This window comes from Clostridioides sp. ZZV14-6387 (assembly GCF_020657835.1).
Taxonomy (GTDB): domain Bacteria; phylum Bacillota; class Clostridia; order Peptostreptococcales; family Peptostreptococcaceae; genus Clostridioides; species Clostridioides difficile_A.
Genome location: NZ_JAGWCW010000030.1, coordinates 1 through 25,813, shown reverse-complemented (window position 1 = coordinate 25,813; position 25,813 = coordinate 1). Strand labels below are relative to the sequence as shown.

Genomic DNA, 25,813 nt, shown 5'->3' with positions numbered 1-25,813 from the left:
TAATTTAATTTTATAATATATAATTTTTTTAGTACTATGGGTAGGTTTAATCAAAACCTAATCTACCCATAGTACTTTTTAGATTGAAGTACAATAATGTGTATATAATTTTTTATAATATAATTTTTCTTTGAAGTATGATAAAATTAGTAATAGTGATAAGAAAGTACAAATTTAGGAGGTTTTAACTAATGCTTAGAAAAATAACAGCATTTATGCTATCCATATGTTTAATTATTGGACTTACAGGCTGTAGTTTGATTGCAGGCAAGCAAGATAAAAAGGAAATTATAGATGACTTTAAAGTTGCAGTAGTAACTCAACCATTATCTGAGAACAAAGTACAGTATAATATAGTAGAAAGCTTGGCAAAAGAGTATGAAGAAGAGAATAAAATTGATAAAGACAAAGATGGTAAAGCTAAAGTTAAGCAAACTATAAAGCATGTTGTATTACCAGAAAACTTTACTTCTAATATAGATAACGCTATAAATCAAATAGTAAAATTGGCTGATGATAAAGAAATTCAGGCAATTGTAGTATCTACAAATCAAGCGGGTCTTTTACCAGCTTTACAAAAGGTAAAGGAAAAGCGTTCAGAAATAATAACTATTTCTGCACCTATGGGAGATGACAAGAATCAATTAAGCCAGTATGTTGATGTGAATTTAGGGGCTAATATAGAGGAAAGAGGAAAGTTATTAGCAGAACATTCAAAAGAAATGGGAGCAAAGGCTTTTATTCATTATGCTTCTAAAGATGATTTAAAAGATGCTAATATAGCCAAAAGGCTAGAGAAGATTAAAGAGACTTGTAAAAATATAGGACTACAATTTGTACAAGTGGATACACCAAATATGAATAATGAAGAAGATAAAAATAAGGTTAAGCAGTTTTTAAATGAAGACATTGAAAAACAACTTAAAAAATATGGAAAAGATATAAATGTGTTTGGTGTAAATGAGATTATGGACGAAGTTATATTAACTAAGGCTTTAGAGTTAAAGTATATAGTTGCAGAACAAAGTAATCCATCACCAACACAAACATATCCTGAGGTTATGGGACTAAAGATATCTAAAAAAGATGCTCAAAATTATAATAAAATAAATGATATGATAAGTGAAAAAGCTAAGGCTGCTGGTATGTCAAATAGGCTTGGAGGATATCCTATGCCAATGGATGCTTTTATACCAGCATTAGCAATCCATCTTGCTACTGAAATGGTAAAGGGAGACTTAACACAAGAAGATGTAAGTGCTCAAGATTATTTAGAGGGATTTGTAGAATTAAAATTTGGTATTGGTTCAGAATTTACACCTTTAACAGAGGTACTTTATAATTATCAATTAGTAGTCTTAAATCAATTAATCTATTAATATTAAAAGCTATGTTATTAGTAATAAAATACTAATTTCATAGCTTTTTCTGATAATAAATAAGTTTTATTATTTTATATAAAACTTTATATAAAAATAAAATCTTAGGATTATATAAAACATGATAAAGTAAATATGAATTACTATAGATTTAAATTATATTATTTTCTATTATTTTTGTGCCTTTCTCAGTTAAAGTGGAACCTTTTCTTCCTTTGCCAGAAAATAAGTATCCATTGAGTGTTAAATATTCTAGCATACTTCTTACTTCATATTCTGTGACATTATATTCCATAAATTTCATTAGTTTTGTTCTACCCATAGGTTTTATATATAATGACTTTAAAATAGAAATACATATGTTTTTGTCATATTGACTTAAATCATGAAATATAGAGACATTATTTGATACAGGATGATTATTTAATTTTGAAGATATATTTTGAGGTAAATCATTTATTGTAAGATAATTAGAACCCATGTAAGCCATATATTCAATACAGTTTCTCAATTCTCTAATATTACCCATCCAAGTGTAGGAATTTAGAGTCTCTAAAAGATATTTATCCAGTTTAACATTTTTATAGGGAAGCTCTTTTAAAAATGACTCTAAAAGAAGTGGAATATCTTCTAATCTATTTCTAAGAGGAGGTAAGTCTAAAGTAAACATACTTATTCTATAAAATAAGTCCATCCTAAATTTATTTTCTATAATTAATTTTTCTAAGTCTTTATTTGTGGCAGCTAATATTCTTACATCAATTGGAATGATGCTTGTACCACCAATTTTTCTAATTTCTTTTTCTTGTAAAACTCTCAGAAGTTTAACTTGTAAGTTGTGTGGCATATCTCCTATTTCATCTAAAAATATAGTTCCAGTATGAGCTAATTCAAATAATCCTTTTTTTCCACCTTTTTTAGCACCAGTAAAAGAACCATCTTCATATCCAAATAGTTCACTTTCAAGTAGTTCACTTGGTAATGAAGCACAATTTATAGCTACAAAAGGTTTATTTTTTCTATTTGAATGATTGTGTATTGATTGAATGAAGGCCTCTTTACCTGTACCTGTCTCACCTGTTATTAATATAGGATTATCTGTAAGAGCCATTTTTTTTGCTTTTTCAATACAATCTTTTATAACAGAGCTATTTCCAATAATATTATTAAATTTATATTTAGCTACATAACCTCTTTTAACAGAATCACTTCTTATTTTTTGTTCTAATATCTCGATGTTATTTACATCTTTTAATGTAATTAAACAACCTTCTATATTTTTATAAAGATAAAATGGTTTTTTAGAAAGTATGAATTTTTTATCTATTTCATCGATGTATATAATCATATTGTCTATATTTAAATTTTTCGTAATTTTATGTAAAAAACTCTTTGGTAGATAATCCATTAAAGATGGAGATTTTATGAGTTTTTCATCTAGTTCAAGCATACTAAGTAAAGATTTATTTACAAAAGTAACTTTATTGAAGGTATTAAAAAATATTAAACCATCTCCTATTTCATCAATAGTCATGTAAAGTATTGTTTTTAGCTTAGATATATTATCCAATGATGTATTTAAAAAGTCATGACTGAGTGTTTCCTTAGATAATTTATATAATTTTTCTATAAATTTTTCATTTTTTAATTTTAATACCACTAGTAATGACATATATGTATCTAATGAAATTTTTCTCCATCCTAAGTCAACTATGTTTTTTATGTATTTTGGTATAAATCTAATTTGCCCTGGTGTTATAGCTGTATCCAAATCATATATTTCATCACAATCTGGATAGGTTGGTACAAAATCTATATGATTTATCCCGATTTTATATAGGTAGGTAGCCATTTCAAACGCTGATGTTTTATTAGTGGTCATAAGTAATGATTTTGTACCAGGAGGTAGTTGCATCATTTTTTCATAACCAAGCTTTGAAAGTGCTTTTGTTCCATGAATAATTTCAATATCTTCTTTAAAATGTTTTATTAAAAAATTACTAGTTAAAGGTGATAAAGAAAGTACAACATCTCCTTCTAAATTTTCTTTTATGCCATCGAGTATATTTTGTGTTTCTATGATTATCTCATCTCCAAAAAAGTTTATTAACTCTTCTTTGTAATGATTACTATTCAATTTATCGTATGTTATAAGGATTAATTTCTTTTTATCCATGCTATTTCTCCTAACAAAGTAATATTTATTTTATTTTTTTAAGTACAAGGTAAGTTATATTATACATCAAATAATATGATAAATTTAGAAATTCGATTTAAAAAAGGTTTTTATAGGTTTTTATCCTATAAAAACCTATTTATAAATATTTTTTGATAAATAACTAAGGCATATTTTTATATTAAGAAGTGTATTTTAATAAGTAATAAAAAAATAATGTATTTAAATACTTTAGAAGTTAGTAATTATAAGCAATTTATTATATGGGATAAATTTACAATAAAAAATGGATATAAAACCCTTATCATTAAATTATTGGCACAAATTTTGCTTATTAAAGAGATATACTAATAAATCTTAATTAAACAGGAGGGAGAATTTAAATGAGCAAATTGGAATCAGCAACAGAAAAAGTAGAAGTAAAATGGTATGGGTATGTAGCATTAATTTTGGGTGCATTATTCTTTTCAGGAATATTTAAGGATGCGTCAGGGCCATTAAAAGTATTGGATTTTAATAATGTACTGGGTTCTTTTGGAACATTAGGAACTGTTAATGATGGTGTGGGTACATTAGCTGCAAATTTTAGAGGTGATGGAGGTACTGGTCCTAGAGATGGATGGCTATATGCATTGACACTAATACCATCTGTTATGTTTGCACTTGGAATAGTTAGAGTTATAGACCATTTAGATGGGATGAAGGCAGCTCAGAAGCTTCTTAGTCCACTATTAAAACCGTTATTAGGATTACCTGGATTTGCAGGATTGACTTTGATAGCTAGTTTACAATCTACTGATGCAGCTGCATCTATGACTAAAGAACTTAAAGATGATGGATATATAGACGAGAAACAAAAGGCTGTATTTTGTGCATTTCAATTTTCAGGTGCATCTGCAATCACAAACTTCTTTGCTTCTGGAGCAGCATTATTTCCATTTATCGGAGATGTTCCAATCTTTATACCACTTGCTTTAATATTAATTATGAAATTTGTTGGAGCAAACTTACTTAGACTATATTTAAATAAATTTGACAAGGGGGAAGCTTAATATGAGTGAAGTAGCAAAAAAAGAAGTAAGGGCTAAAAAAGGGAATGTGATAGACGCATTTATTGGAGGAGCTAGAAATGGATTTCAAATAAGCACAAATTCAATGGCTCCAAATGTTATCTTTGGTTTTGCTATAATTTCTATATTTAATTTAACAGGTCTTTTGGATGTGATAGGAACAATATTTACACCTGTAATGAGCATATTTGGACTTCCAGGTGTTGCAGCAACTGCAATAATGACAATATTTATATCAATGGGAGGAGCATCTGGAGTAATAGCAGGTCTATTTACAGCAGGTCAGATAAGCCAAGCACATGTTGCAATTCTTTTACCAATGTTATTGCTTTCAGGTGCTCAGATACAATTTATGGGTAGACTTTTAGGAACTGCTGAATTAAAGACAAAATATTATCCACATATGTTTGTGATAGCAACTTTAAATGGTTGTATTGCAATGCTTATAATGAATTATTTCGTAGTATAGGTAAGTATAATAAAAGTTTAATATAAATATAAGGTTTACATTTTAAGGAGGAGTTATATTATGGAAACTAATAAAGATTATATTGAGTACGTACATAGGGTGTATGATTATTTACATACTATACCAGAAAAAGGGTTTGAAGAATATAAGACATCTGAGTTTGTTTTAAAAGAACTTGAAAAAATGGGTTTTGAAGATATTAATAAAGGCATTGCAGGAACTGGTATTATAGTAACTATAGATTCTAAAAAAGAAGGACCAGTATTTGCTATAAGGGCAGACATGGATGCGTTGGAATTTATAATAGATGGAGAAAAGAAAATGATACATGCTTGTGGGCATGATGGTCACACTTCCATGCTTTTAACAGCTGCAAAACTAATAAGAGAAAGAAATCTAGTAAAGAGAGGTACTTTAAAAATACTTTTTCAACCAGGAGAAGAAAAGCTATATGGTGCATTAAGAGTAATCGATTCTGGCTTATTGGATGATGTAGAAGAAATGGTAGGTATGCATTTAAGACCTGGTCAAGATTGTAGACTTGGAAAGGCAATACCTGCAATGTATCATTGTGCTAGTTGCATAATGGAGTTTACGATTAAAGGTGTTACTTGCCATGGGTCTAAACCACACTTAGGAGTAAATGCAGTAGATGCTGTTTGTTTGGCAGTGAGTGCAATAAATGCAATAAGAGTAAATCCAGCTGTACCAAACTCCATAAAAGTGACAAATATATCAGTTAAAGGAGAAACATATAATAATATACCAGATGAAGCATTTATGGCTTTAGATATAAGAGCAGAAAGTAATGAGATAATAGAAGAATTAAAAGAAAAAGCAATACATGCTGTAAAAACTGCTGCAAATTCTATAAATGCAGAAGCTGTGTTACTTTCAAAGGATGGAGTGCCAGCAGCAGAGTTTGATGAAAGGCTTGTGAAATTGGCTGAAGAAACTATAAAAGATGTATTGGGAGAAGATGCGTCTATAGGTATATTTAAGAATTCTGGTGGAGAGGATTTTCACTACTACACACAAAAACTAAAATGTAAAACTACATATATTGGATTGGGAGCTGATGCTACACCAGGATTTCACAATCCAAATGTGACATTTGATACAAAAGCTTTGGAATATGGAGTTGATATATGGTGTAGATTAGTTGAAAAGAGATTGGGTAATATCTAAACTAATGATTCTACATTTACAAATTTAGAAGTTATAGAAAAGATTGCTTATGTCAGTTGAAATATAATTAATATAAGCAATCTTGTTTTGATATATTGAAACTATTTTTACAACATTGAAAAAAACTATAACGATAAAAATAAGTATATTTTAAATCTATTGGACAAAAAAGTGTTACTATTATAATATGTAGAATTGTAAAATAACACCAAATTACATCCAGTTATATACTCAATAATTATAAAATTTGTATTTTTAGGAGGGGTAAGATGAGTAAATATAATTTTGACCGAGTAATAGATAGAGTAGGGACAGATTGTGTAAAATGGGATTTTAGAACGAATTGTTCACCAAAAGCACAAAAAGATGGTTTACCTTTTTGGATTGCAGATATGGATTTTGAATGTGCAGAGCCAATAATAGAAGCATTACATAAAAAAGTTGACCACAAAATATTTGGATATAGTTCTAATGATAGTGAAGAATACTTTAATGCAGTTTGTAGCTGGTACAAAAGAAGATTTAATTGGGAAATAAATAGAGAAAATATTGTATTTAGTCCAGGAGTTGTACCAGCTATTGCTATTTTAGTAAGAATATTAACTGATTCTAATGAAGGTGTAATAGTTCAAAAACCAGTGTATTACCCATTTGAAGCAAAGATAAAAAGTAATAATAGAGAAGTTGTAAACAATCCTCTGATATATGAGAATGGCACATATAGAATGGATTATGCTGATTTAGAAGAAAAGGCTAAGTGTAGCAATAATAAAGTACTTATACTTTGTAGCCCTCACAATCCAGTTGGTAGAGTATGGAGAGAAGATGAATTAAAAAAAGTTGTAGAAATATGTAAAAAATATGACTTATGGATAATAGCTGATGAAATACATTCTGATTTAATTAGAAAAGGATTTAAACATACTCCTTTACAATCATTATGCCCAGAGTACAAAGATAAAATAGTTACATGTATAGCACCAAGTAAAACGTTTAATCTAGCTGGAATGCAATTATCTAATATAATAGTGAATAACAATGATTTAAAAAAGAAATATCAAGAAGAGGTCACAGCTGTTGGAGTTGGAACTTCACCAAATCCTTTTGCTATTGTAGCTACTATAGCAGCATATAATGAAAGTGAAGATTGGGTTAATGAATTGAATGAATATTTAGATAATAATATAAGATTTATTGATGAATACTTAAAAGAAAATTTACCAAAAGTAAAACTTGTTTATCCAGAAGGAACGTATTTAGCATGGTTAGATTTTACTGCCTATGGATTAAATGAAATAGAACTTGAAGATTTAATGTTTAAGAAAGCTAATGTATTATTTGATGAAGGTCATATATTTGGAAAACAAGGAATAGGATTTGAAAGAATAAATGTAGCATGCCCACAGTCTTTATTAAAAGAATGTATGGATAGATTAAAGGCTACATTTGAAAATTTATAAGTATAGGTAAAAATTTATAGGATGCATAGAAATAAAAAATATTAAACTTGACAAATTTTAACTAATCACTTATCATACTATTATGAATAAATAGAAAACATAAGAGAGTTAAATTTTATTAGATTAAATTCTTAAAGACTTTGAAAGGAAGAGTAGTTATAGAATGTAGTTAAAGCGAGTTGGTGATGGTGTGAGACCAATATGAAGTCTATAATGAAGAACATCCTGGAGTTGCTAACCGAAATTTTAAAATAGTAGGCTTAGTCGGAACCAAACCGTTATCATATTGGGATGTATCGAGTAATATCTGTACATTATGAGCTGGGTTTAAATTTATTTTAAACTAATCAGGGTGGTACCGCGGAAAGACAACCTTTCGTCCCTTTTATATAGGGATGAAAGGTTTTTTTAATGGAAAAATATATAAATATAGGGAGTGAATAATATGAGTACAATAATACCAAAGGATTATAAAAGTAGTTTGAATGTAATTGATACACAAGTAGCTATAAAAAAATTAAAAGATTTTTTTGAAATGAGATTGAGTAATGAACTAAATCTAATAAGAGTTTCTTCTCCATTATTTGTATTGCCTGAAACTGGTGCAAATGATAATTTAAATGGAGAAAAGGCTGTAAGTTTTGATATACCATTTATGAATAAAAATGCAGAAATTGTTCAATCACTTGCAAAATGGAAGAGATTAGCCCTTAAAAAATATGGTTTTGAAGTTGGCAGTGGTTTATATACAGATATGAATGCGATAAGAAAAAATGAAGAATTAGATAACATACATTCTCTTTATGTAGACCAATGGGATTGGGAATTGGTAATAGATAAAAGTAGTAGAAATGAAAATACTTTAAAAGATGTTGTAGAAAGACTATATGGAGTATTTAAGGATACAGAGATATTTGTATGTAGCATGTATGAAGGCATAAAAGAAATCTTACCAGAAGAAATAACTTTTATAACATCACAAGAGTTAGAAGATATGTATCCAGAATTATCTCCAAAGGAAAGAGAAGATAAAATTGTAAAAGATAAGAAAGCTGTATTTATAACTCAAATAGGAAAGACACTAACATCAGGAGAAAAACATGATGGAAGAAGCCCTGATTATGATGATTGGGAATTAAATGGAGATATACTATTTTATAACCCTGTTTTAGATTCTGCATTAGAGCTATCTTCAATGGGAATTAGAGTTGATGAAGAATCTCTTGATAGACAACTTAAACTTGCTGGATGTGAAGATAGAAAAGAGTTTGATTATCATAAGATGCTTTTAAATGGTGAACTTCCATATACAATTGGTGGAGGTATTGGTCAGTCAAGAATATGTATGTATTTCTTACAAAAGGCTCATATAGGAGAAGTACAGGTTGGAGTATGGCCACAAGATATGATTAAAAATTGTAGTAGTGCAGGAATTGAATTGTTATAATTTGAATATATACTAGTTGATAAAATTTATATATAATATACTCATCAAATTAATTATATCGGTTATAATGTAGAATAACCTATAATTATAAGAGGTGATAAATATGGAATTTCTAAAAAGAATGGTTAATATAATTTTAGATTTTTTTAAAAAAATTTTAGTGAGATTTAAAAATGCTAAATTTGGTTTGCTTTTTATATTTGATTTACTTAAATTACCTGATTTTATGACGGATAAAAGAATCAATATAGTCTATAAAGTAAAAGTAGTTTCCGTTTTAATTTTTACTATATCTTACTTTGTATCTGGAGTTGATATAATTCCTGAGATGCTTACTGGAGCATTTGGATTTATAGATGATATTATAGTATTAATTTGGAGCATAGGTATTGTGAATGAAGAAATTAATAGATATAGAAATATAACAAAAAAAGATAAACATTCAAATATAATTGAAAATGTAGAATTTTCTATAAAAGATGAAGAAGAATAACAATTTATATATGTTATTCTTTTTTTTATTAACAAAAAATGGCTAAATTGTTGACGGAGAGGTAAAACTCTATTATCATAATAAGTGGATATCCAATATTTAACTAAGTATTCAATGTACAAGAATGCTTAATTTAAAAAATTATGGAGGGTAAAATATTATGAAGAAGAAAATAGGTTTAGTGCCCAAGCTAATCATCGGTATCATAGTCGGTATTTTAATCGGAAGTTATGCACCAGAAATAATAGTACAAATACTAGTAACAGTTAGTACATTATTCTCAGCATTCTTAAAGTTTGTAATACCATTTATAATTATAGGGTTTGTAACAGCAGGTATAGCAGATTTAGCAACAGGTGCAGGAAAATTATTAGGAATAACTACAGCAATAGCGTATGGCTCTACTCTAATAGCGGGATTATTATCATTTGCAGTATCTACGTTAATTTTCCCAAATTTTATTGATGCAAGCGTAGCAAGTCAAATTGGAGACCCAGAGGCAGGAATGTTAGCTCCAATCTTCACAATTCCATTGGAGCCTATGGTAGATGTAACAGCAGCAATTGTGTTTGCATTTGTAATGGGGCTTGGAATATCAGCTTTAAGAAATCATGGAAAAGGAGAAGTTTTATTTAAATTCTTCCAAGAGTTCCAAGAAATTGTAACGAAAACGTTGTCAACAGTAATTATACCTTTATTACCTTTATACATAGCAGGAACTTTTGCGAATATAACTATAGCAGGGGAAGTATGGACAATATTAGGGGTATTCTGGAAAGTTTATTTAGTGGTAATACCTTTACATTTTGTATATATGGCATGCCAATTTACAGCATCAGGAATGTTTTCAGGGAAAAATCCAGTAAGAATGTTAAAAAATCAAGTACCTGGATATTTAACAGCTATAGGTACTCAATCTTCAGCAGCAACTATACCAGTTAATGTTGGTTGTGCAGAAAAAAATGGAGTAAGTAAGCAAATCAGAGAATTTGTTGTGCCTCTTTGTGCAACAATACATTTATCAGGTAGTATGATATCAATAACAGGGTTTACAACAGCAGTTTTAATGATGAATGGTATGCCACATGGAATAGGTGTATTATTCCCTTATATTGCAATGTTAGGTATAGCAATGGTTGCAGCACCAGGGGCACCAGGTGGGGCTATAATGAGTGCACTTCCTTTCTTACCAATGGTTGGAATACCATCAGATGGAGGTCTTGCAAGTTTAATGATAGCTTTATACTTAACTCAAGACAGTTTTGGTACAGCATGTAATGTATCAGGAGATAATGCAATAGCAGCAGTTGTAGATAAAATAAATGATGGAATGAGTAAAAAAGGAAACAAAGAAGAACAAAGTGCTTAGTTTGTTAATAAACAAAAATGAGTTATCTCAAATAGAGATAACTCATTTTTTATACTTATAAAGTTACACAATAAAGTGATTTTTCTATTCAAAAATTGCTTTAAGAGATGATATTAATAATTTATTTTCATTAGGTTTTAGTATACATACCCTGAAGAAATATTCATCTAGCCCATCAAATGAATAACAATCTCTTATTATTATTTTTTGTGGAATTAGTTTATCACGAAGAGCTTTAGCAGTAAATTCCTTTGTTTTAATTTTACATAATATAAAATTACCTTTAGTATCATATACGTTTAAGTTCTTTATGTTTTTAAGTTCCTTAAGTAAATAATCTCTTTCAGTATTCATTAAAGAAATAGTACTTGATATAAAATTCAAATCACTAAACATGATTTCTCCCATTTTTGAAGCGATTATATTTATATTCCATAAATCTAGGTTTTTATTTATTTCATTTTTAACCTTAATGTCAGATATAAGACCGTATCCAAGTCTTATACCAGGTGTTGAAAAAAACTTTGATGTGCCCCTTATAACAAATAAATTAAAATAATCATCAACTAACTGAGTACAAGAATATATGTCTGTATCAGTAAATTCTATATAAGTCTCATCAATCATTAAAAAAGAGTCTGTGTTTTTTAAAATTTCTCTTACTTGTATTTTAGTAAATGCAAATCCAGTAGGATTGCTAGGGTTGCAGATGATAACCAAATCATAATTTTTAGCGTTAATAGTTTCTATAAGATTTTCTAAATTTATGTTAAAATTATCTTCTTCTTTGGCGAAGTATTTATCTATAGAACAATTAACTTTAGATAGCTCTTTTTCATACTCTGAATATGCAGGGGAAAGTAAAAGAGCTTGTTTAGGGTTGATTGTATGTATGAATGATGAGATTAATTCTGTAGCTCCACTGCCAAGGACTATATTATCTATAGAACATTTGCAGTAACTTGATATAGAAGTTTTTAAGTCTATGTAATCAGGGTCAGGATACATAGATACCATATCTATATTGTTTACAATGTATTGTTTGGCTAAACTTGATGTACCAAAAGGATTTATATTTGAACTAAAATCCATAAATTCTTCTTTTGAAAAGCCATACTTACTAGATAAACTATATAAATTAGCTCCATGATTTGTGCTCATAAAAGTACCTCCAAAAATAAAATTATATAATTGATAAAAATAACTGATTAATACATGTACATATAGATTATAATACAAAGGAATGTTTATTCCAAATTTTTAAGATAAAAAGCAAAAAAGTATGGATAAGCTGTTACTTTACGTTTAAAAATGATGAAAAATATTTTAATTGATATTTTGGTATGCTATAATATATAGGTTAATAGATGGAAAGCGGGAGGGTACAAGATGTACAAAATTACAGGAAAAATGTTGACAGAAGAACAAATAAAAGAAAAAGTTTATGAATTAGGAAAAAAAATAGAAGAAGATTTTAAAGGTGAAGATTTACTAGTAGTAGGTATCCTTAAAGGAGCTAGTGTATTTGTTTCAGATTTAATAAGATGTATAGACTTAGATGTAAATATAGATTTTATGAGCGTTACAAGCTATGGTAGTTCAACAGAATCTTCTGGAACAGTTAAAATATTAAAAGATTTAGATGTAGACATTGAAGGAAAAAATGTATTAATTGTGGAGGATATAATAGACTCTGGATTGACATTAAGTAACCTAGTCGCAGCTTTGAAGACTAGAAGCCCAAAATGCCTAAAGCTATGTACTTTACTTGATAAACCTCAAAGAAGAAAAGCTAATATACCTGTAGACTATGTGGGATTTGTTATTGAAGATAAATTTATTGTTGGATATGGAATAGATTATGCTGAGAAGTATAGAAATTTACCTTATATAGGTATAGTTGAGGATGTAGAATAAGACTTAAATGTGAATTAAAAGCACTAATCTCTAAGGGATTTAGTGCTTTTTAATTAAGTATATAAAATATTAGTAAAGGAGACCTCTATATGGATATTCAATTAAGTATATTATTATTTTTCCAAAATTTAAGAAATCCAATTTTGAACTTTATATTTCTTGTATTCACAATAAGTACAGAAGCACCACTATTAATATTAATTACAACAATCATTTACTGGTGTATAAATAAAAAATGTGGGCAGAAAATATTGTTTGCTATAATTGGAAATTTTGTTGTGAATTTAGGAATCAAAGAATTTGTAAAAGCTCCTAGACCAATAGGAATAAAAGGTCTTGAGTCACTGAGAGTTTCTACTGCTGGTGGTTACTCTTTTCCAAGTGCTCATACTCAAACTGCAACTACATTTTGGGTTAGTATTATGACTATATTTAAAAAGAGATACATTCATTTAATAGGTGCATTAATGGTATTAGGTGTTGGTTTATCTAGACTATATTTGGCAGTTCATTGGCCTATAGATGTAATAGCTGGGTGGACCTTAGGTATATTTTTTACAGTTATATTTGTAAAAATATTTGACTATATTGACGATAGTAAAAATTATATTTTTCTTGTGGTTTTACTTATACCATTTGTTATAATAGCTATATTTTTAAATAGCCCTGACTATTTTGAAAAATTTGGTATCATAGTAGGGTTTATATTTGGATATATAGTTGAAGATAAATTTGTTAGATTTAATACAGACAATAATAACAAAAAAATTAATTTTAGTAGTAAAAATAAAAATAGTAAAAATATAATATTTTCAAGAATATGTAGGTTTTTGGTTGGGATAGTAACAATAGGCATGTTATATATGGGGATTAAAGTATTTATTTCAATGTTAATTGTTACTTTAAATCTAAGTGATTCTAATATGAGTATAATTTTTATGAACTTTATTAAGAATACTGTAGTTGTTTTTTATGGTGTGGCAGGAGCTCCTGCATTATTTAAACTTTTGAAGCTAAATTAAGCTAAACTACTTTATTAATAGTTTAACTTAAAAAATTAAGGGAAGAAAAGAGTGATTATTTGAAGAAGGTAGTAGTAATAGGTGGCGGACCAGCAGGGATGATAGCAGCATCAACTGCATGTGAAAGAGGATTTGATGTAACATTGATTGAGAAAAATCATAAATTAGGTAAAAAACTTGCAATAACAGGAAAAGGTAGATGTAATATAACTAATGCTTGTGATATAGAAGAATTAATAGAAAATGTTCCTACAAATGGAAAATTTTTATATAGTGCTTTTTATACTTTTACAAATGATGATGTAATAAGCATGTTTAATAACCTTGGTGTAAAAACTAAAACAGAAAGAGGAAAAAGAGTATTCCCAGAAAGTGATAAAGCATTTGATGTTGTAAAGGCTCTTGAAAAACAACTCAAAAACAAAAAAGTAGATATATTATTAAATTCGAAAGTAGAAAAAATAATATCTAAAAATAATAAAATTGAAAAAGTAGTTTTATCCAATAAAAAAGAAATTAAGTGTGACTCGGTTATAGTAGCAACTGGAGGATTAAGTTATCCACTTACTGGTTCTACTGGTGATGGATATAAATTTGCTGCTTCACAAGGTCACACCATTGTAGATACAAAACCATCTTTAATTGGTATTGAAGTGCAAGAAGGCTTTATAAAAGATTTGGAAAAGTTATCATTAAGAAATGTTGAGATAAAAGTATTTAATAGCAAACAAAAGAAAGTTTACAGTGATTTTGGAGAACTTGAATTTACTAAGTTTGGCTTAGATGGACCTATAATTAAGTCTGCAAGTTGTAGAATGAAAGATACAACTAAAGAAAATTACACTATATTCTTAGATTTAAAACCAGCACTAGATGAAGAAAAGTTGGATAAAAGAGTTCAAAAAGATTTTGCAAAGTATACAAATAAAAAATTTGAAAAAGCATTGGATGATTTACTTCCAAAAAAACTTATACCTATAATAATAGATTTGAGTGAGATTAATCCAGATACAGTTGTTCACCAAATTTCTAGAGAACAGAGAAAACACTTAGTGCATTTACTAAAGAATTTAAAGTTTACTGTAAAAAGATACAGACCTATTGATGAAGCTATAATAACTTCTGGTGGTGTAAAAGTAAATGAGATAAATGCAAGTACAATGGAGTCAAAACTAATAGAAGGTCTATTTTTTGCTGGAGAGATAATAGATATAGATGCATATACAGGAGGATTCAATTTGCAAATAGCTTTTTCTACTGGATATTTGGCAGGTTTTAATTGCTAAAAATTACCTGAATTAAAAATGTTTAAAATCACATAATATTATCAGCAACACAAAATAAATTAAACAGAAGGAAGGTAATCAACATGGCAAGTAACAATAACAACAACAGAACAGTAGTACCAGGAGCAAAAGAGGCTTTAAACCAAATGAAATTAGAAATAGCTAACGAACTTGGTATGAGTAATTATCAACAAGTTGATAAAGGAAACCTTACTGCAAGAGAAAATGGTTATGTAGGTGGATACATGACTAAAAAATTAGTTGAAATGGCTGAACAACAAATGGCTGGAAAAAGCAACAGATAGTTAATAAATAATTATTTATAACTATTAGGCTATTAGTTTAGCTAAAGCTATCTCAAATATAGAAAGTAATTTCTAAATTGAGATAGCTTTTTTTTATTAAATTTTACACAGGTGCATTTTTATGTAATAAATTTTAGGAATTTGGATAAAATAATACAAACGAATATGTTACATAAGGAGTGATGTAAAATGAGTAGTGTAAATTTTGAGGATTTAAAAAACAAATTTATTAATAGTGATTTAGATGAAAAAATAAGAATATACACAACAACAGAAGGTTTATCAGTAGAACAATTTAAAGAGCTATTAAAATATTATCCAATACAACATTTATCTAAATTAGAAAAAGCTCTTGGATAATAATCTTTAATTAAAAAATTAAAAAGGCAATTTATTTAATATTAAAATAATTCTTATTAAATAAATTGCCTTTTTATAATAGCTTTATATTATCATACTTTTGATATATAATTATAGATTCTCTCATTTCCAAGCTCAATAGACCCAGTATTAATTAGAGTAACGATTCCTTCTATATCTTTAGGAGTTAAGTATTTATATGGAATCAATAAATTATAACCTGTATCATTTAGTAAGTTTTTTAATTGGATTATTTGAGAGATATTGAAACACTTTACAGTCTTAGTAGATTTTTTTCTAGAGTTAGATAAATTTTCATTTTGTATTTTTATCAAAGTTTCTATATAGTCTATATAAGATAACTTAAAGTCGTATTCCTTAATTATTTTTTCATCAAGTATACTACTAATGAAACCTTGAGATAATATATTATCTGCAAATTTATCTGCCGTTAATTTACCAGATGTTATACCTTTTTGGTATTTTCTAAGTATTTTTTTAGTGTAGCAGTATATTTTATTTCTTGTTTCTAAATCAAGTTGTTCTATTTGCACACAACCACTTCCTTTTAATTGTAAAAATATTTATTTTTAGAAATCTATACTTAGTCTATAAAGTTTAACTAACTTATTTACAATAAATACTAAATTATAAAATATTTGTTATTTTTTATTATTACCAAGTATAAAAAATATTATAATTGTAAAACTTACAAATATATGTAAAATATTTAGGAGTGATGAAAATGTTAAATGGGATAATAAAGCTTTTTTATTCTGAAATTGTAAAAACAAAGATTAATAATTTAGATTCAAGTGGATATTCTTTAAGAGATGAATGTAAAGAAATCAGAAATATAACTTTAAAAATAGACAGTGTATTTTTTAAACTTTTAAAGTTAGTTTTTGGTTCAATATTACTTATGGTAGCTTTTAATTTAAACTTGATTTTGGGCATGGGTGTATTTTTAGTAGGTGTAGTTTATATTTTATATAAAAGAAATATGGAAGAACAAGTAAAAGAGCATATAAATAATGTAAAGAACAATATAGACATATCTAAAATTACTTTTATGGATGAAAAAGGAAGAACAGGTCTAAATGCATTAATTACATTGCTTCTTATAGGGTTATTGACAGGATTTAACTGGATATTAGTTGCTAGTTTTGTCGTTGTTTTTGTTTTTACTATGAAGAATGTATGTTAAAATACTAATAAATAGTTTAATATATAGGGGGAGAAATTGAGTATGACTAATGGCAGTTATAAAATGAAGAATTTAGTGGAGATATCCGCTATGGTGACGGAATCTACGGATTTTTTTAATATAAAAGATGACATAATAGAAAAGATGTTAGAGGTTGTTCACCCTACAAAGGCATGTGTAAATCTATTCTATAAAAATGATTCTAAACATGCCTACTTAGTATGTTCACAAACCTTAGAATATGTACCTCAAATTTTTCCAATTAATAGTCTTAAAGGTGCAAAAATTGATTTTGACACATATCCAGAATATATACATGAAGCTGTAAATGAAAAGAAGATAATATATGTAAAAAATGTATTTGAAGATTCTAGAGCTGAAGGTGAACGAGATTTAGCAAAATCTGAAGGTTATATTGGGAGAATAGTTTTTCCTTTTATAATAAACAATTTAGTTGTTGGATTTATGACTTGTTTTTTAAAAGAGGAGGATTATTTAACAGAACAAGATATAGACTTTATATCTTCTGTTGCATCACTTCTGAGTTTATCAATAGAAATAACTAATAAAAATAATAATGTACAAATTTTAATTGACAAGTTAAGAGGTTCGATAAGTGCTATAAATGAAGCCACTAAAAAATTATACCTTAATAAGAGTATAGATGGATTTTTAGAAAATTTAAGTAAACAAGCTTGCAACATTACTAATAGTAAAGAAGCTTTAATAATTATAACTGGCCATGATAATAAGGATAAAATATTTAGCTGTTATAATACTGAGCAAAAAAAGAAAACTAATTTATACCCTATGCTTGACACATTTTTGAAGAAAGAGTCATTAGGAGGATATCTAAATAACTTAAAACCATGTTCAAAAAAAGGAATAAACTTGGAAAGTTATATATATTATAAACTTCAGGATAAGAATGAGACTATAGGATGTATAGTTTGTGCAAATAGCAAAAACTATACTAGTGATGATTTAAATATTCTTAGTATATTATCCAAACAAGTTTCTGTTGGGATGCAATTATATGAGCATAATGAAAAAGAAGTAAAACATAAGGTTCTTGAAAATGAGTTGAATATATTAAATAAACAGCAACAACTTATTATGGACAAAGGAAAAATGGATTGTAATGAAGATAAAGAACTGTATTTTTATCATAAACCAGCGAGAGTAGTAGGAGGAGATTTTTATTATGCCACAAAAGTAGATGATGAACATATAGTCTATATTGTTGCTGATGTAATGGGACATGGAATGGTATCAAATTATGTTGTTGCGATGATAAAAGGTGCTTTTAAAGTCTTATGTAATCAATATAATACACCAAGAGAAATAATGACACATTTAAATAGCATGTTATATGATGAGTTTGATAAAATGGGTGTATTTACAACGTGTTTGATAGGTATTATAGATACTAAAGAAAATATTATTACAATATCTAATGCTGGTCACTATAGCCCTGTATTCGTGAAGAAGAATGGGACAATAGAAAATAATTTGAATTGTAAAAAGGGGATACCTATTGGAATAATGGAAGATGCTACCTATGAAAATAATACTCTTTCAATGGAAAATTATGCAATGGTATGTATGTATACTGACGGAATTTTAGAGATAAAAAATACGTCAAAAGAAGAATATGGTATAAATAGATTAGAAAACTTTCTAAAAGAAAACTTTAGATTAAATCAGCAGTTAATAGTAGAAAATTTAAAATTAGATTTAAAGAATTTCTCATCAAAAGATAATTATGATGATGATATTTTAATAGTTATGTTAAAGGATAGGTAGATTGATTATGGATTTAAATGATAAAAAAGAACTTAAAAGTCCAGAGATTATTATAATAAATGGAAGCCCAAGAAATAATAAAAATTGCAGTTTTATAGCAAATGAAGTGAAGGTTAAGTTAGAAGAGAGTGGATTGAGTAGCAAAATATTTAATATATATGATATGGATATTGAATATTGTACAGCATGTGGATTTTGTGAGAAAACAGGTTTTTGTAAGTTTAATGATGACATGAAACCATTATATAAAATGTTTGATGAGTCAAAAGGAACTATAGTCATAAGCCCTGTGCATTTTGATTCAATCTCAGCTAAATTAAAAACTGTTGTTGATAGAACTCAAGCTATATATGCAAGTAAATATGTGTTAAAGAAGCCTTCAATTGATAGGAATAAGAAGCGTGTTGGTATGTATATTGCAATAGGAGGTAGTAAATCCTATGATTCACAATTTAAAGGTGGACAGATTGTCATGGATTTTTTCTTTAAGAGTATAAATACTAAACTTTTACACAATATATATTTAAATAATACAGACAATATACCCTATATGGATAATCAAGAATTTAAAGATATAATATATAAAAATTTAAAGATATATATTGATTTAATATAATTTGATTTTGTAGGTAATATTATGTATAATTGTATTGCAATAATTTAAAATAATTAAAAGGAGGGAATTTCAATGAAATTACCAATAGCATTATCTAATAAACATGTTCATTTAAGTCAAGCTGATATAGACGTATTATTTGGGGCAGGTCATGAATTAACTAAATTTAAACCATTATCTCAACCAGGACAATATGCCTGTGAAGAAAAAGTAGATTTAGTAGGCCCAAAAGGAACTTTAAAAGGAGTTAGAGTATTAGGACCAGCTAGAGCTCATACTCAAGTTGAAATATCTTTAGCAGATGGTTTCCCATTAGGAGTAAAAGCACCAATAAAAGAATCTGGTGATATAGCTGGAACTCCAGGTGTTAAATTAGTAGGACCTGCTGGAGAAGTAGAAATGAAAGAAGGAGTTATAGTTGCTTCTAGACATATACATATGAGCAATGAAGACGCTGCTAAATTTGGTGTAGCTGATAAGCAAATAGTAAAAGTTAAAACTTCTGGACCAAGAGCATTAGTATTTGAAAATGTATTAGTAAGAGCTAGTGATAGCTTCAATCTAGAAATGCATGTTGATATGGAAGAAGGAAATGCAGCTGGTGTTAAAAATGGAGAGTTAGTAGAATTAATAGTTGACTAATATTATAAATGAAGTTTATGCTAGTGGATGTTCTATTTGCTAGCATATTTTTTTAAATGTAATAAATTTCTATCTGATAAGTTTAATCTATTAGATTAATTTATAAAATAAAGGGGTATTATGAAAAATATAATAAAAACTTACAAAAATATGATGTAATATGGTAAAATTATATATATAAAAATTTACATATAATAAAGATAAATATTTTGACTTTGTACTAATATATACAAATAGATGAAAAAGTTTGAAAAATCTAACTTAATTTATTATATATTGTATACAAAATTATGAAAAAAACTTAACATATTTAATTTAAAAAAAAATCTACTTAAATATGTAATTAATTTACAATTTTCAAAGGAATTTTATCTAATCTGTAGTATTATATTAGAAGATAGAGTATTTGCGCGACTATATGTGTGTTTATATTTTTGTTGTGTAAATTATATGTAAATATAAAAAATAGACTTGTTATAAACAAGTACAATTGTAGCTATCAAGGAGGATACATATTATGGCTAAGTTTATGAAAACACTTGATGGAAATACAGCTGCAGCTCACGTTGCCTATGCGTTTACAGATGTAGCAGCTATATATCCAATCACACCATCTTCAACTATGGCTGAAGTAGTTGATGAGTGGGCATCACAAGGAAGAAAAAATGTATTTGGACAAGAAGTTAATGTTGTTGAAATGCAGTCAGAAGCAGGAGCAGCAGGAGCATTCCATGGTTCTTTACAAGGAGGAGCTTTAACTTCTACTTTTACAGCATCTCAAGGTTTATTATTAATGATACCAAACATGTATAAAGTTGCAGGTGAGTTATTACCAGGAGTATTCCATGTAAGTGCTCGTGCTTTAGCATCTCAAGCTTTATCAATATTTGGGGATCATCAAGACGTTATGGCTGCTAGACAAACTGGATGTGTATTATTAGCTTCTGGTTCAGTTCAAGAAGTAGCTGATATAGCACCAGTTGCACATTTAGCTGCAATAGAAGGTAGATTACCATTTATACATTTCTTTGATGGATTCAGAACTTCACATGAAATCCAAAAAGTTGAATTATTAGAAAACGAAGATTACGCAAGTTTATTAAATTTTGAAGCAGTTCAAGCATTTAGAGATAATGCATTATCTCCAAATCATCCAGTTACTCGTGGTACTGCTCAAAATCCAGATATATATTTCCAAACTAGAGAAGCTTCTAACAAATACTATCAAAATATAGTAGGTATAGTTGAAAAATACATGGAAAAAATGAGTAATTTAACAGGTAGAAAACATAGTTTATTTGATTATTATGGAGCAGAAGATGCTAAGTATGTATTAATAGCTATGGGTTCTGTAACAGAGACAATAGAAGAAACTATAGATTACTTAAATGCTAAAGGAGAAAAATATGGTTTAGTTAAAGTTCATTTATATAGACCATTCTCAATGAAACATTTCTTAGATGCTATGCCATCTACTGTTGAAAGAATATGTGTACTTGATAGAACTAAAGAGCCAGGTGCAACTGGTGAACCATTATACTTAGATGTACGTGATGTATTCTATGGAAAAGAAAATGCTCCTATGATAATAGGTGGAAGATATGGATTAGGTTCAAAAGACACTACTCCTTCAGATATAAAAACTGTTTTTGATAACTTAGTTTCAGAACAACCTAAGAATGGATTTACAGTAGGTATAGTTGATGATGTAACTAATACTTCTTTAGCTCCTGCTGAGCCAATTAAAATAGCTTCTAAAGGAACTATAAGATGTAAGTTCTGGGGATTAGGTTCTGATGGTACTGTTGGAGCTAATAAACAAGCTATAAAAATAATCGGTGACCACACTGAAAAATATGCTCAAGCTTACTTTGATTATGACTCTAAAAAATCTGGTGGTATAACTATGTCTCACTTAAGATTTGGTGATACTCCAATAAGAGCAACTTATTTAATAGATGAAGCTGACTATATTGCCTGTCATAAACAATCATATGTTTATCAATATGATTTATTAAAAGGTCTTAAAAAAGGTGGTACATTTGTACTTAACACTATATGGGACCAAGCTGGAATTGAAGAAAACTTACCAGCTCATATGAAACAATATATAGCTAAAAATGATATAAAATTCTATACAGTTAATGCTGTTAAACTAGGACAAGAAATAGGTCTTGGAAATAGAATAAACATGATAATGCAATCTGCATTCTTTAAATTAGCTGAAATAATACCAGAAGAAGATGCTGTTAAATACTTAAAAGATTCTATAGTTAAAGCTTATGGTAAAAAAGGTGAAAAAATAGTTAACATGAACTATGCTGCTGTTGATGCAGGAATAAATGCTTTAGTTAAAGTTGAAGTTCCAGCTGCTTGGACAAATGCTGTTGATGCAGATAAAGAAGAAGTAAAAGAGCCAGAATTTATAAGAAATATATTAAGACCAATGACTGCACAAGAAGGAAATAACTTACCAGTAAGTACATTCAATGGTATAGAAGATGGAACATTCCCTTGTGGTACTTCAGCTTACGAAAAACGTGGTATAGCTGTTGATGTTCCTGAATGGATAACAGATAACTGTATCCAATGTAACCAATGTTCTTTTATATGTCCTCATGCATGTATAAGACCAGTATTAGTTACTGAAGAAGAATTAGCTAATGCTCCAAAAGGATTTGAAACTAAAAAAGCATTAGGTAAAGGATTAGAAGGATTAAAATATAGAATTCAAGTTAGTCCACTTGACTGTACAGGATGTGGAAACTGTGCTGACATATGTCCAGCTAAAGAAAAAGCTTTAGTTATGAAGCCAATAGATACTCAACTTGATACAGAGTTAGATAATTGGGCATTTGCAGTAAATCCTGATGAAGTAGCTCCAAAAGTAGATGTTATGCCTGCAAATACTGTTAAAGGAAGTCAATTTAGACAACCATTAATGGAATTCTCAGGAGCATGTGCTGGATGTGGAGAAACTGCTTACATCAAATTAGTTACACAATTATATGGAGATAGAATGATGATAGCTAATGCTACTGGATGTTCTTCTATATGGGGAGCTTCTGCACCATCAACTCCTTATACTTGTAACCATGAAGGTAAAGGTCCATCTTGGGCAAACTCTTTATTTGAAGACAATGCTGAATACGGATTTGGTATGTACACAGCTGTTAAACAAATAAGAGGAAAAATAGTAGATGCTATGACAGAATTAGTTTCTATGGATATCTGTGAAGATGCTAAAGCAGTATTTACAGAATGGTTAGATTCTAGAAATGATGGAGAAGCTTCTAAAGTGGCAAGTGCTAAAGTTGTTGAATTATTAGCAAAACCATCTTGTGATTGTACAGATGCAAAAGCTAAAGAATTAGTAAAAGCTATAGAAGATAGAAAAGATTATCTAGTTAAGAGATCTCAATGGATACTAGGTGGAGATGGTTGGGCATATGACATCGGTTATGGTGGATTAGACCATGTTCTTGCATCTGGTGAAAATGTAAATGTACTTGTATTTGATACAGAAGTATATTCAAATACAGGAGGTCAAGCTTCTAAAGCTACTCCAGCTGCTGCTATGGCTAAGTTTGCTGCAGCAGGTAAGCAATCTAGAAAGAAAGATTTAGGAATGATGGCTATGACTTATGGAAACGTATATGTAGCTCAAGTTGCTATGGGTGCTGATAAAAACCAATTTATCAAAGCTGTTCTAGAAGCTGAAAAACATGATGGACCATCTTTAATAATAGCTTATGCTCCATGTATAAACCACGGATTAAAAGAAGGTATGGGAAGAACTGTAGCTAATGAAGCACAAGCTGTTGCTTGCGGATACTGGCATTTATACAGATTCAATCCAGAAGTAAAAGCTGAAGGTAAAAACCCATTCACTTTAGACTCTAAAGAACCAACTGCAAGCTTCAGAGATTTCATACTTGCACAAGTAAGATACTCTGCTATAGCTAAGCAATTCCCAGAGCAAGCTGAAGGATTATTTACTAAAGCTGAAGCTGATGCTAAAGAAAGATATGAAGGATATAAAAAATTAGCTGAATAATATTAAAATGTTATAAGCTTATGTAAAATATAGATTTGATAAAAAGAGGCTGTCTCAAAATAGAGATAAGCCTCTTTTTTATTGTTGAAATGATAAAAATATATTTGATTTCATACAAAAAAGAGTGCCTCATGAACTAAAAAGTTCATTTGAGACACCTCCTTTTTCTATAAAATATTAAAATTTTGTTTCTGTATTTTGAATGTCTTTTTTAAGTGATATTTTAGGAAGAAACATTCCAGTTTTTTTACGGTAAGTAATATAATTATCTCCAAATTCATTTATCATTTCATTTTCTTCTTTCTTTGCTAATCTATAATATACAACTACTAATATAGGCCACATGATTAAAAGGGGAATAGTCGCCCATTCAAATATCATACCAAGTGTTATTAGTAAAAATCCTGTATATTGTGGATGTCTTATATGTCCATAAATTCCTGTTGTGACCAATATTCCTTTTCAATTCTCATATCCCCAATATTTTTCAACCAATGGTCAGATTTTCTTTGTTGTATCATGTTTTCGACCAGTGGTCACTTTTTGAGCCTATGTTATAATACAATATGAAGGGAATGAGTATGTGGATAAGAAGGAATTGAAGAAGGTATATTCAAGTGTGAATATACTTTAGAAGTTTCAGAAATAGTTTTATCTGTTTTCACGTTTTTACTTGACCCAGGTATTTTTACTTGAGATAAAGAAGAAAGAAATCGTAAATTAAAAGCATTAAGTTTAATTTTAGAAAGAATTTTAATGGCACCTAAAGGGAGTTTTGATTTTTTTACGAATGATTTTTGAAGTACATATTAGTAAATGATGTTTATACTGTATTTATTTGTATTTAATAGTTTTGAATATAGATACAAAAGAGTATCTCATTTGTGATTTTATTTAATCATTTAGAGATACTCTTTTGATATATGGGAAAAGAGTATTTTATCCTACAAAGATTTGTGTCCAATAAAGTGAACCACCACTTTTTTGAGCTACTCCAACACCTATTTTACTAAAATTTGGATTTAGTATATTTTTTCTGTGACCTTCAGAATTCATCCACGCATTTACAACTTCTTTTGGAGTTTTTTGACCCATAGCTATATTTTCACCAGCTGTTTTATAGCTTATCCCAAACTTTTTCAACATATCGAATGGAGAACCATAAGTTGGAGAATTGTGTGAAAAATAATTGTTATCAATCATATCTTGAGACTTCTTAGTAGCAACATTTGATACAGAAGAATCAAGAGTAAGAGGATTTAATCCAGCTTTAGATCTTTCTATATTTACTAAATCAACGACTTCTTTTTGGTAAGCTGAAAAATTTCCATTTGTAGAACCTGAATTATTATTATCTTCAGGCTTATTAGATTCTGAGTTGTTGTTATCCTCAGGTTTATTAGTAGAGCCTGAATTATTATCTTCAGGTTTGTTAGATTCTGAGTTATTATTGTCTTCAGGTTTATCAGTAGAGCCTGAGTTATTATCATCTTCAGGTTTATTAGTAGAGCCTGAGTTATTATCATCTTCAGGTTTATTAGTAG

The 25,813-nt window shown here is 28.5% G+C and carries 24 protein-coding genes and 1 other annotated feature; of the genes, 19 read left to right on the top strand and 5 right to left on the bottom strand.

What is annotated here, in order from left to right:
- Window positions 1-191: 191 nt before the first annotated feature.
- Window positions 192-1,379 (top strand): DUF3798 domain-containing protein, encoded by a 1,188-nt coding sequence (locus KGF38_RS16295; RefSeq protein ID WP_074178535.1) that lies wholly within the window; start codon window positions 192-194, stop codon window positions 1,377-1,379.
- A gap of 151 nt (window positions 1,380-1,530) precedes the next feature.
- On the opposite strand, the gene KGF38_RS16290 is transcribed toward KGF38_RS16295, so the two are convergent.
- Window positions 1,531-3,555, bottom strand: coding sequence for a sigma-54 interaction domain-containing protein (locus KGF38_RS16290; protein WP_074178534.1), 2,025 nt, complete (start codon window positions 3,553-3,555; stop codon window positions 1,531-1,533).
- 383 nt (window positions 3,556-3,938) lie between these two features.
- Between KGF38_RS16290 and KGF38_RS16285 the strand changes: the two genes are divergently transcribed.
- The 7 genes from KGF38_RS16285 to KGF38_RS16255 all read left to right on the top strand — a co-directional run bounded on the left by KGF38_RS16285 (window position 3,939) and on the right by KGF38_RS16255 (window position 11,051).
- Window positions 3,939-4,607: a nucleoside recognition domain-containing protein gene (locus KGF38_RS16285; RefSeq protein ID WP_054271263.1), complete on the top strand. Its 669-nt coding sequence runs from the start codon at window positions 3,939-3,941 to the stop codon at window positions 4,605-4,607.
- Between the two features lies 1 nt (window position 4,608).
- Window positions 4,609-5,094 carry a YjiG family protein gene (locus KGF38_RS16280; protein WP_054271262.1) on the top strand — a complete coding sequence of 162 codons (486 nt, stop codon included), beginning with the start codon at window positions 4,609-4,611 and terminating at the stop codon, window positions 5,092-5,094.
- A gap of 60 nt (window positions 5,095-5,154) precedes the next feature.
- The gene (locus tag KGF38_RS16275; RefSeq protein WP_227832537.1) at window positions 5,155-6,282 is read left to right on the top strand and encodes a M20 peptidase aminoacylase family protein; all 1,128 of its coding nucleotides are present in this window, start codon (window positions 5,155-5,157) and stop codon (window positions 6,280-6,282) included.
- A gap of 269 nt (window positions 6,283-6,551) precedes the next feature.
- Window positions 6,552-7,742, top strand: coding sequence for a MalY/PatB family protein (locus KGF38_RS16270; protein ID WP_227832536.1), 1,191 nt, complete (start codon window positions 6,552-6,554; stop codon window positions 7,740-7,742).
- 131 nt (window positions 7,743-7,873) lie between these two features.
- Window positions 7,874-8,129, top strand: a binding site (T-box leader).
- A gap of 58 nt (window positions 8,130-8,187) precedes the next feature.
- Window positions 8,188-9,189, top strand: coding sequence for an aspartate--ammonia ligase (gene asnA, locus KGF38_RS16265; protein WP_227832535.1), 1,002 nt, complete (start codon window positions 8,188-8,190; stop codon window positions 9,187-9,189).
- A gap of 103 nt (window positions 9,190-9,292) precedes the next feature.
- Window positions 9,293-9,682, top strand: a complete 390-nt coding sequence (locus tag KGF38_RS16260; protein ID WP_227832534.1) for a DUF1232 domain-containing protein — start codon at window positions 9,293-9,295, stop codon at window positions 9,680-9,682.
- A 160-nt stretch (window positions 9,683-9,842) separates the two neighbouring features.
- The gene (locus KGF38_RS16255) at window positions 9,843-11,051 is read left to right on the top strand and encodes a dicarboxylate/amino acid:cation symporter (protein WP_074178530.1); all 1,209 of its coding nucleotides are present in this window, start codon (window positions 9,843-9,845) and stop codon (window positions 11,049-11,051) included.
- A gap of 84 nt (window positions 11,052-11,135) precedes the next feature.
- Here the strand turns inward: KGF38_RS16255 and KGF38_RS16250 are convergent, their stop codons facing one another.
- Window positions 11,136-12,212, bottom strand: a complete 1,077-nt coding sequence (locus tag KGF38_RS16250; RefSeq protein WP_074178529.1) for a pyridoxal phosphate-dependent aminotransferase — start codon at window positions 12,210-12,212, stop codon at window positions 11,136-11,138.
- A 228-nt stretch (window positions 12,213-12,440) separates the two neighbouring features.
- Here KGF38_RS16250 and hpt point away from each other — a divergent pair, with 228 nt between their 5' ends.
- From hpt to KGF38_RS16225, 5 genes are all read left to right on the top strand, one after another.
- A complete protein-coding gene (hpt, locus tag KGF38_RS16245) occupies window positions 12,441-12,968 on the top strand; it encodes a hypoxanthine phosphoribosyltransferase (protein ID WP_044213776.1) in 528 nt (175 codons plus the stop codon).
- 89 nt (window positions 12,969-13,057) lie between these two features.
- Window positions 13,058-13,990: a phosphatase PAP2 family protein gene (locus tag KGF38_RS16240; RefSeq protein WP_054271255.1), complete on the top strand. Its 933-nt coding sequence runs from the start codon at window positions 13,058-13,060 to the stop codon at window positions 13,988-13,990.
- A 59-nt stretch (window positions 13,991-14,049) separates the two neighbouring features.
- The gene (locus KGF38_RS16235; protein ID WP_074178528.1) at window positions 14,050-15,276 is read left to right on the top strand and encodes an NAD(P)/FAD-dependent oxidoreductase; all 1,227 of its coding nucleotides are present in this window, start codon (window positions 14,050-14,052) and stop codon (window positions 15,274-15,276) included.
- An 83-nt stretch (window positions 15,277-15,359) separates the two neighbouring features.
- Complete coding sequence (locus KGF38_RS16230) at window positions 15,360-15,581, top strand: alpha/beta-type small acid-soluble spore protein (RefSeq protein WP_003416009.1); 222 nt, start codon at window positions 15,360-15,362, stop codon at window positions 15,579-15,581.
- Between the two features lie 189 nt (window positions 15,582-15,770).
- Window positions 15,771-15,941 carry a hypothetical protein gene (locus KGF38_RS16225; RefSeq protein ID WP_003416012.1) on the top strand — a complete coding sequence of 57 codons (171 nt, stop codon included), beginning with the start codon at window positions 15,771-15,773 and terminating at the stop codon, window positions 15,939-15,941.
- A gap of 92 nt (window positions 15,942-16,033) precedes the next feature.
- Here the strand turns inward: KGF38_RS16225 and KGF38_RS16220 are convergent, their stop codons facing one another.
- Window positions 16,034-16,495, bottom strand: coding sequence for a hypothetical protein (locus tag KGF38_RS16220; protein WP_054271253.1), 462 nt, complete (start codon window positions 16,493-16,495; stop codon window positions 16,034-16,036).
- 191 nt (window positions 16,496-16,686) lie between these two features.
- Here KGF38_RS16220 and KGF38_RS16215 point away from each other — a divergent pair, with 191 nt between their 5' ends.
- The 5 genes from KGF38_RS16215 to nifJ all read left to right on the top strand — a co-directional run bounded on the left by KGF38_RS16215 (window position 16,687) and on the right by nifJ (window position 24,269).
- Window positions 16,687-17,148, top strand: coding sequence for a hypothetical protein (locus KGF38_RS16215; protein WP_054271252.1), 462 nt, complete (start codon window positions 16,687-16,689; stop codon window positions 17,146-17,148).
- Window positions 17,149-17,190: 42 nt separating this feature from the next.
- A complete protein-coding gene (locus KGF38_RS16210) occupies window positions 17,191-18,954 on the top strand; it encodes a GAF domain-containing SpoIIE family protein phosphatase (protein ID WP_054271251.1) in 1,764 nt (587 codons plus the stop codon).
- A 7-nt stretch (window positions 18,955-18,961) separates the two neighbouring features.
- Entirely contained in the window at window positions 18,962-19,570 is a 609-nt protein-coding gene (locus KGF38_RS16205) for a flavodoxin family protein (RefSeq protein WP_176702460.1), read from the top strand.
- A gap of 72 nt (window positions 19,571-19,642) precedes the next feature.
- Window positions 19,643-20,212: a phosphate propanoyltransferase gene (gene pduL / locus KGF38_RS16200; RefSeq protein WP_021385571.1), complete on the top strand. Its 570-nt coding sequence runs from the start codon at window positions 19,643-19,645 to the stop codon at window positions 20,210-20,212.
- 517 nt (window positions 20,213-20,729) lie between these two features.
- A complete protein-coding gene (gene nifJ / locus KGF38_RS16195; RefSeq protein ID WP_074178524.1) occupies window positions 20,730-24,269 on the top strand; it encodes a pyruvate:ferredoxin (flavodoxin) oxidoreductase in 3,540 nt (1,179 codons plus the stop codon).
- Window positions 24,270-24,446: 177 nt separating this feature from the next.
- Here nifJ and KGF38_RS16190 read toward each other — a convergent pair whose 3' ends face one another.
- Window positions 24,447-24,722, bottom strand: a complete 276-nt coding sequence (locus tag KGF38_RS16190) for a methyltransferase family protein (RefSeq protein ID WP_074178523.1) — start codon at window positions 24,720-24,722, stop codon at window positions 24,447-24,449.
- 144 nt (window positions 24,723-24,866) lie between these two features.
- Between KGF38_RS16190 and KGF38_RS20620 the strand changes: the two genes are divergently transcribed.
- Window positions 24,867-24,965, top strand: a complete 99-nt coding sequence (locus KGF38_RS20620) for a hypothetical protein (protein WP_407811968.1) — start codon at window positions 24,867-24,869, stop codon at window positions 24,963-24,965.
- A 243-nt stretch (window positions 24,966-25,208) separates the two neighbouring features.
- On the opposite strand, the gene KGF38_RS16185 is transcribed toward KGF38_RS20620, so the two are convergent.
- The coding region (locus tag KGF38_RS16185; RefSeq protein WP_227832532.1) for a CAP domain-containing protein at window positions 25,209-25,813 on the bottom strand (605 nt) is incomplete at its 5' end.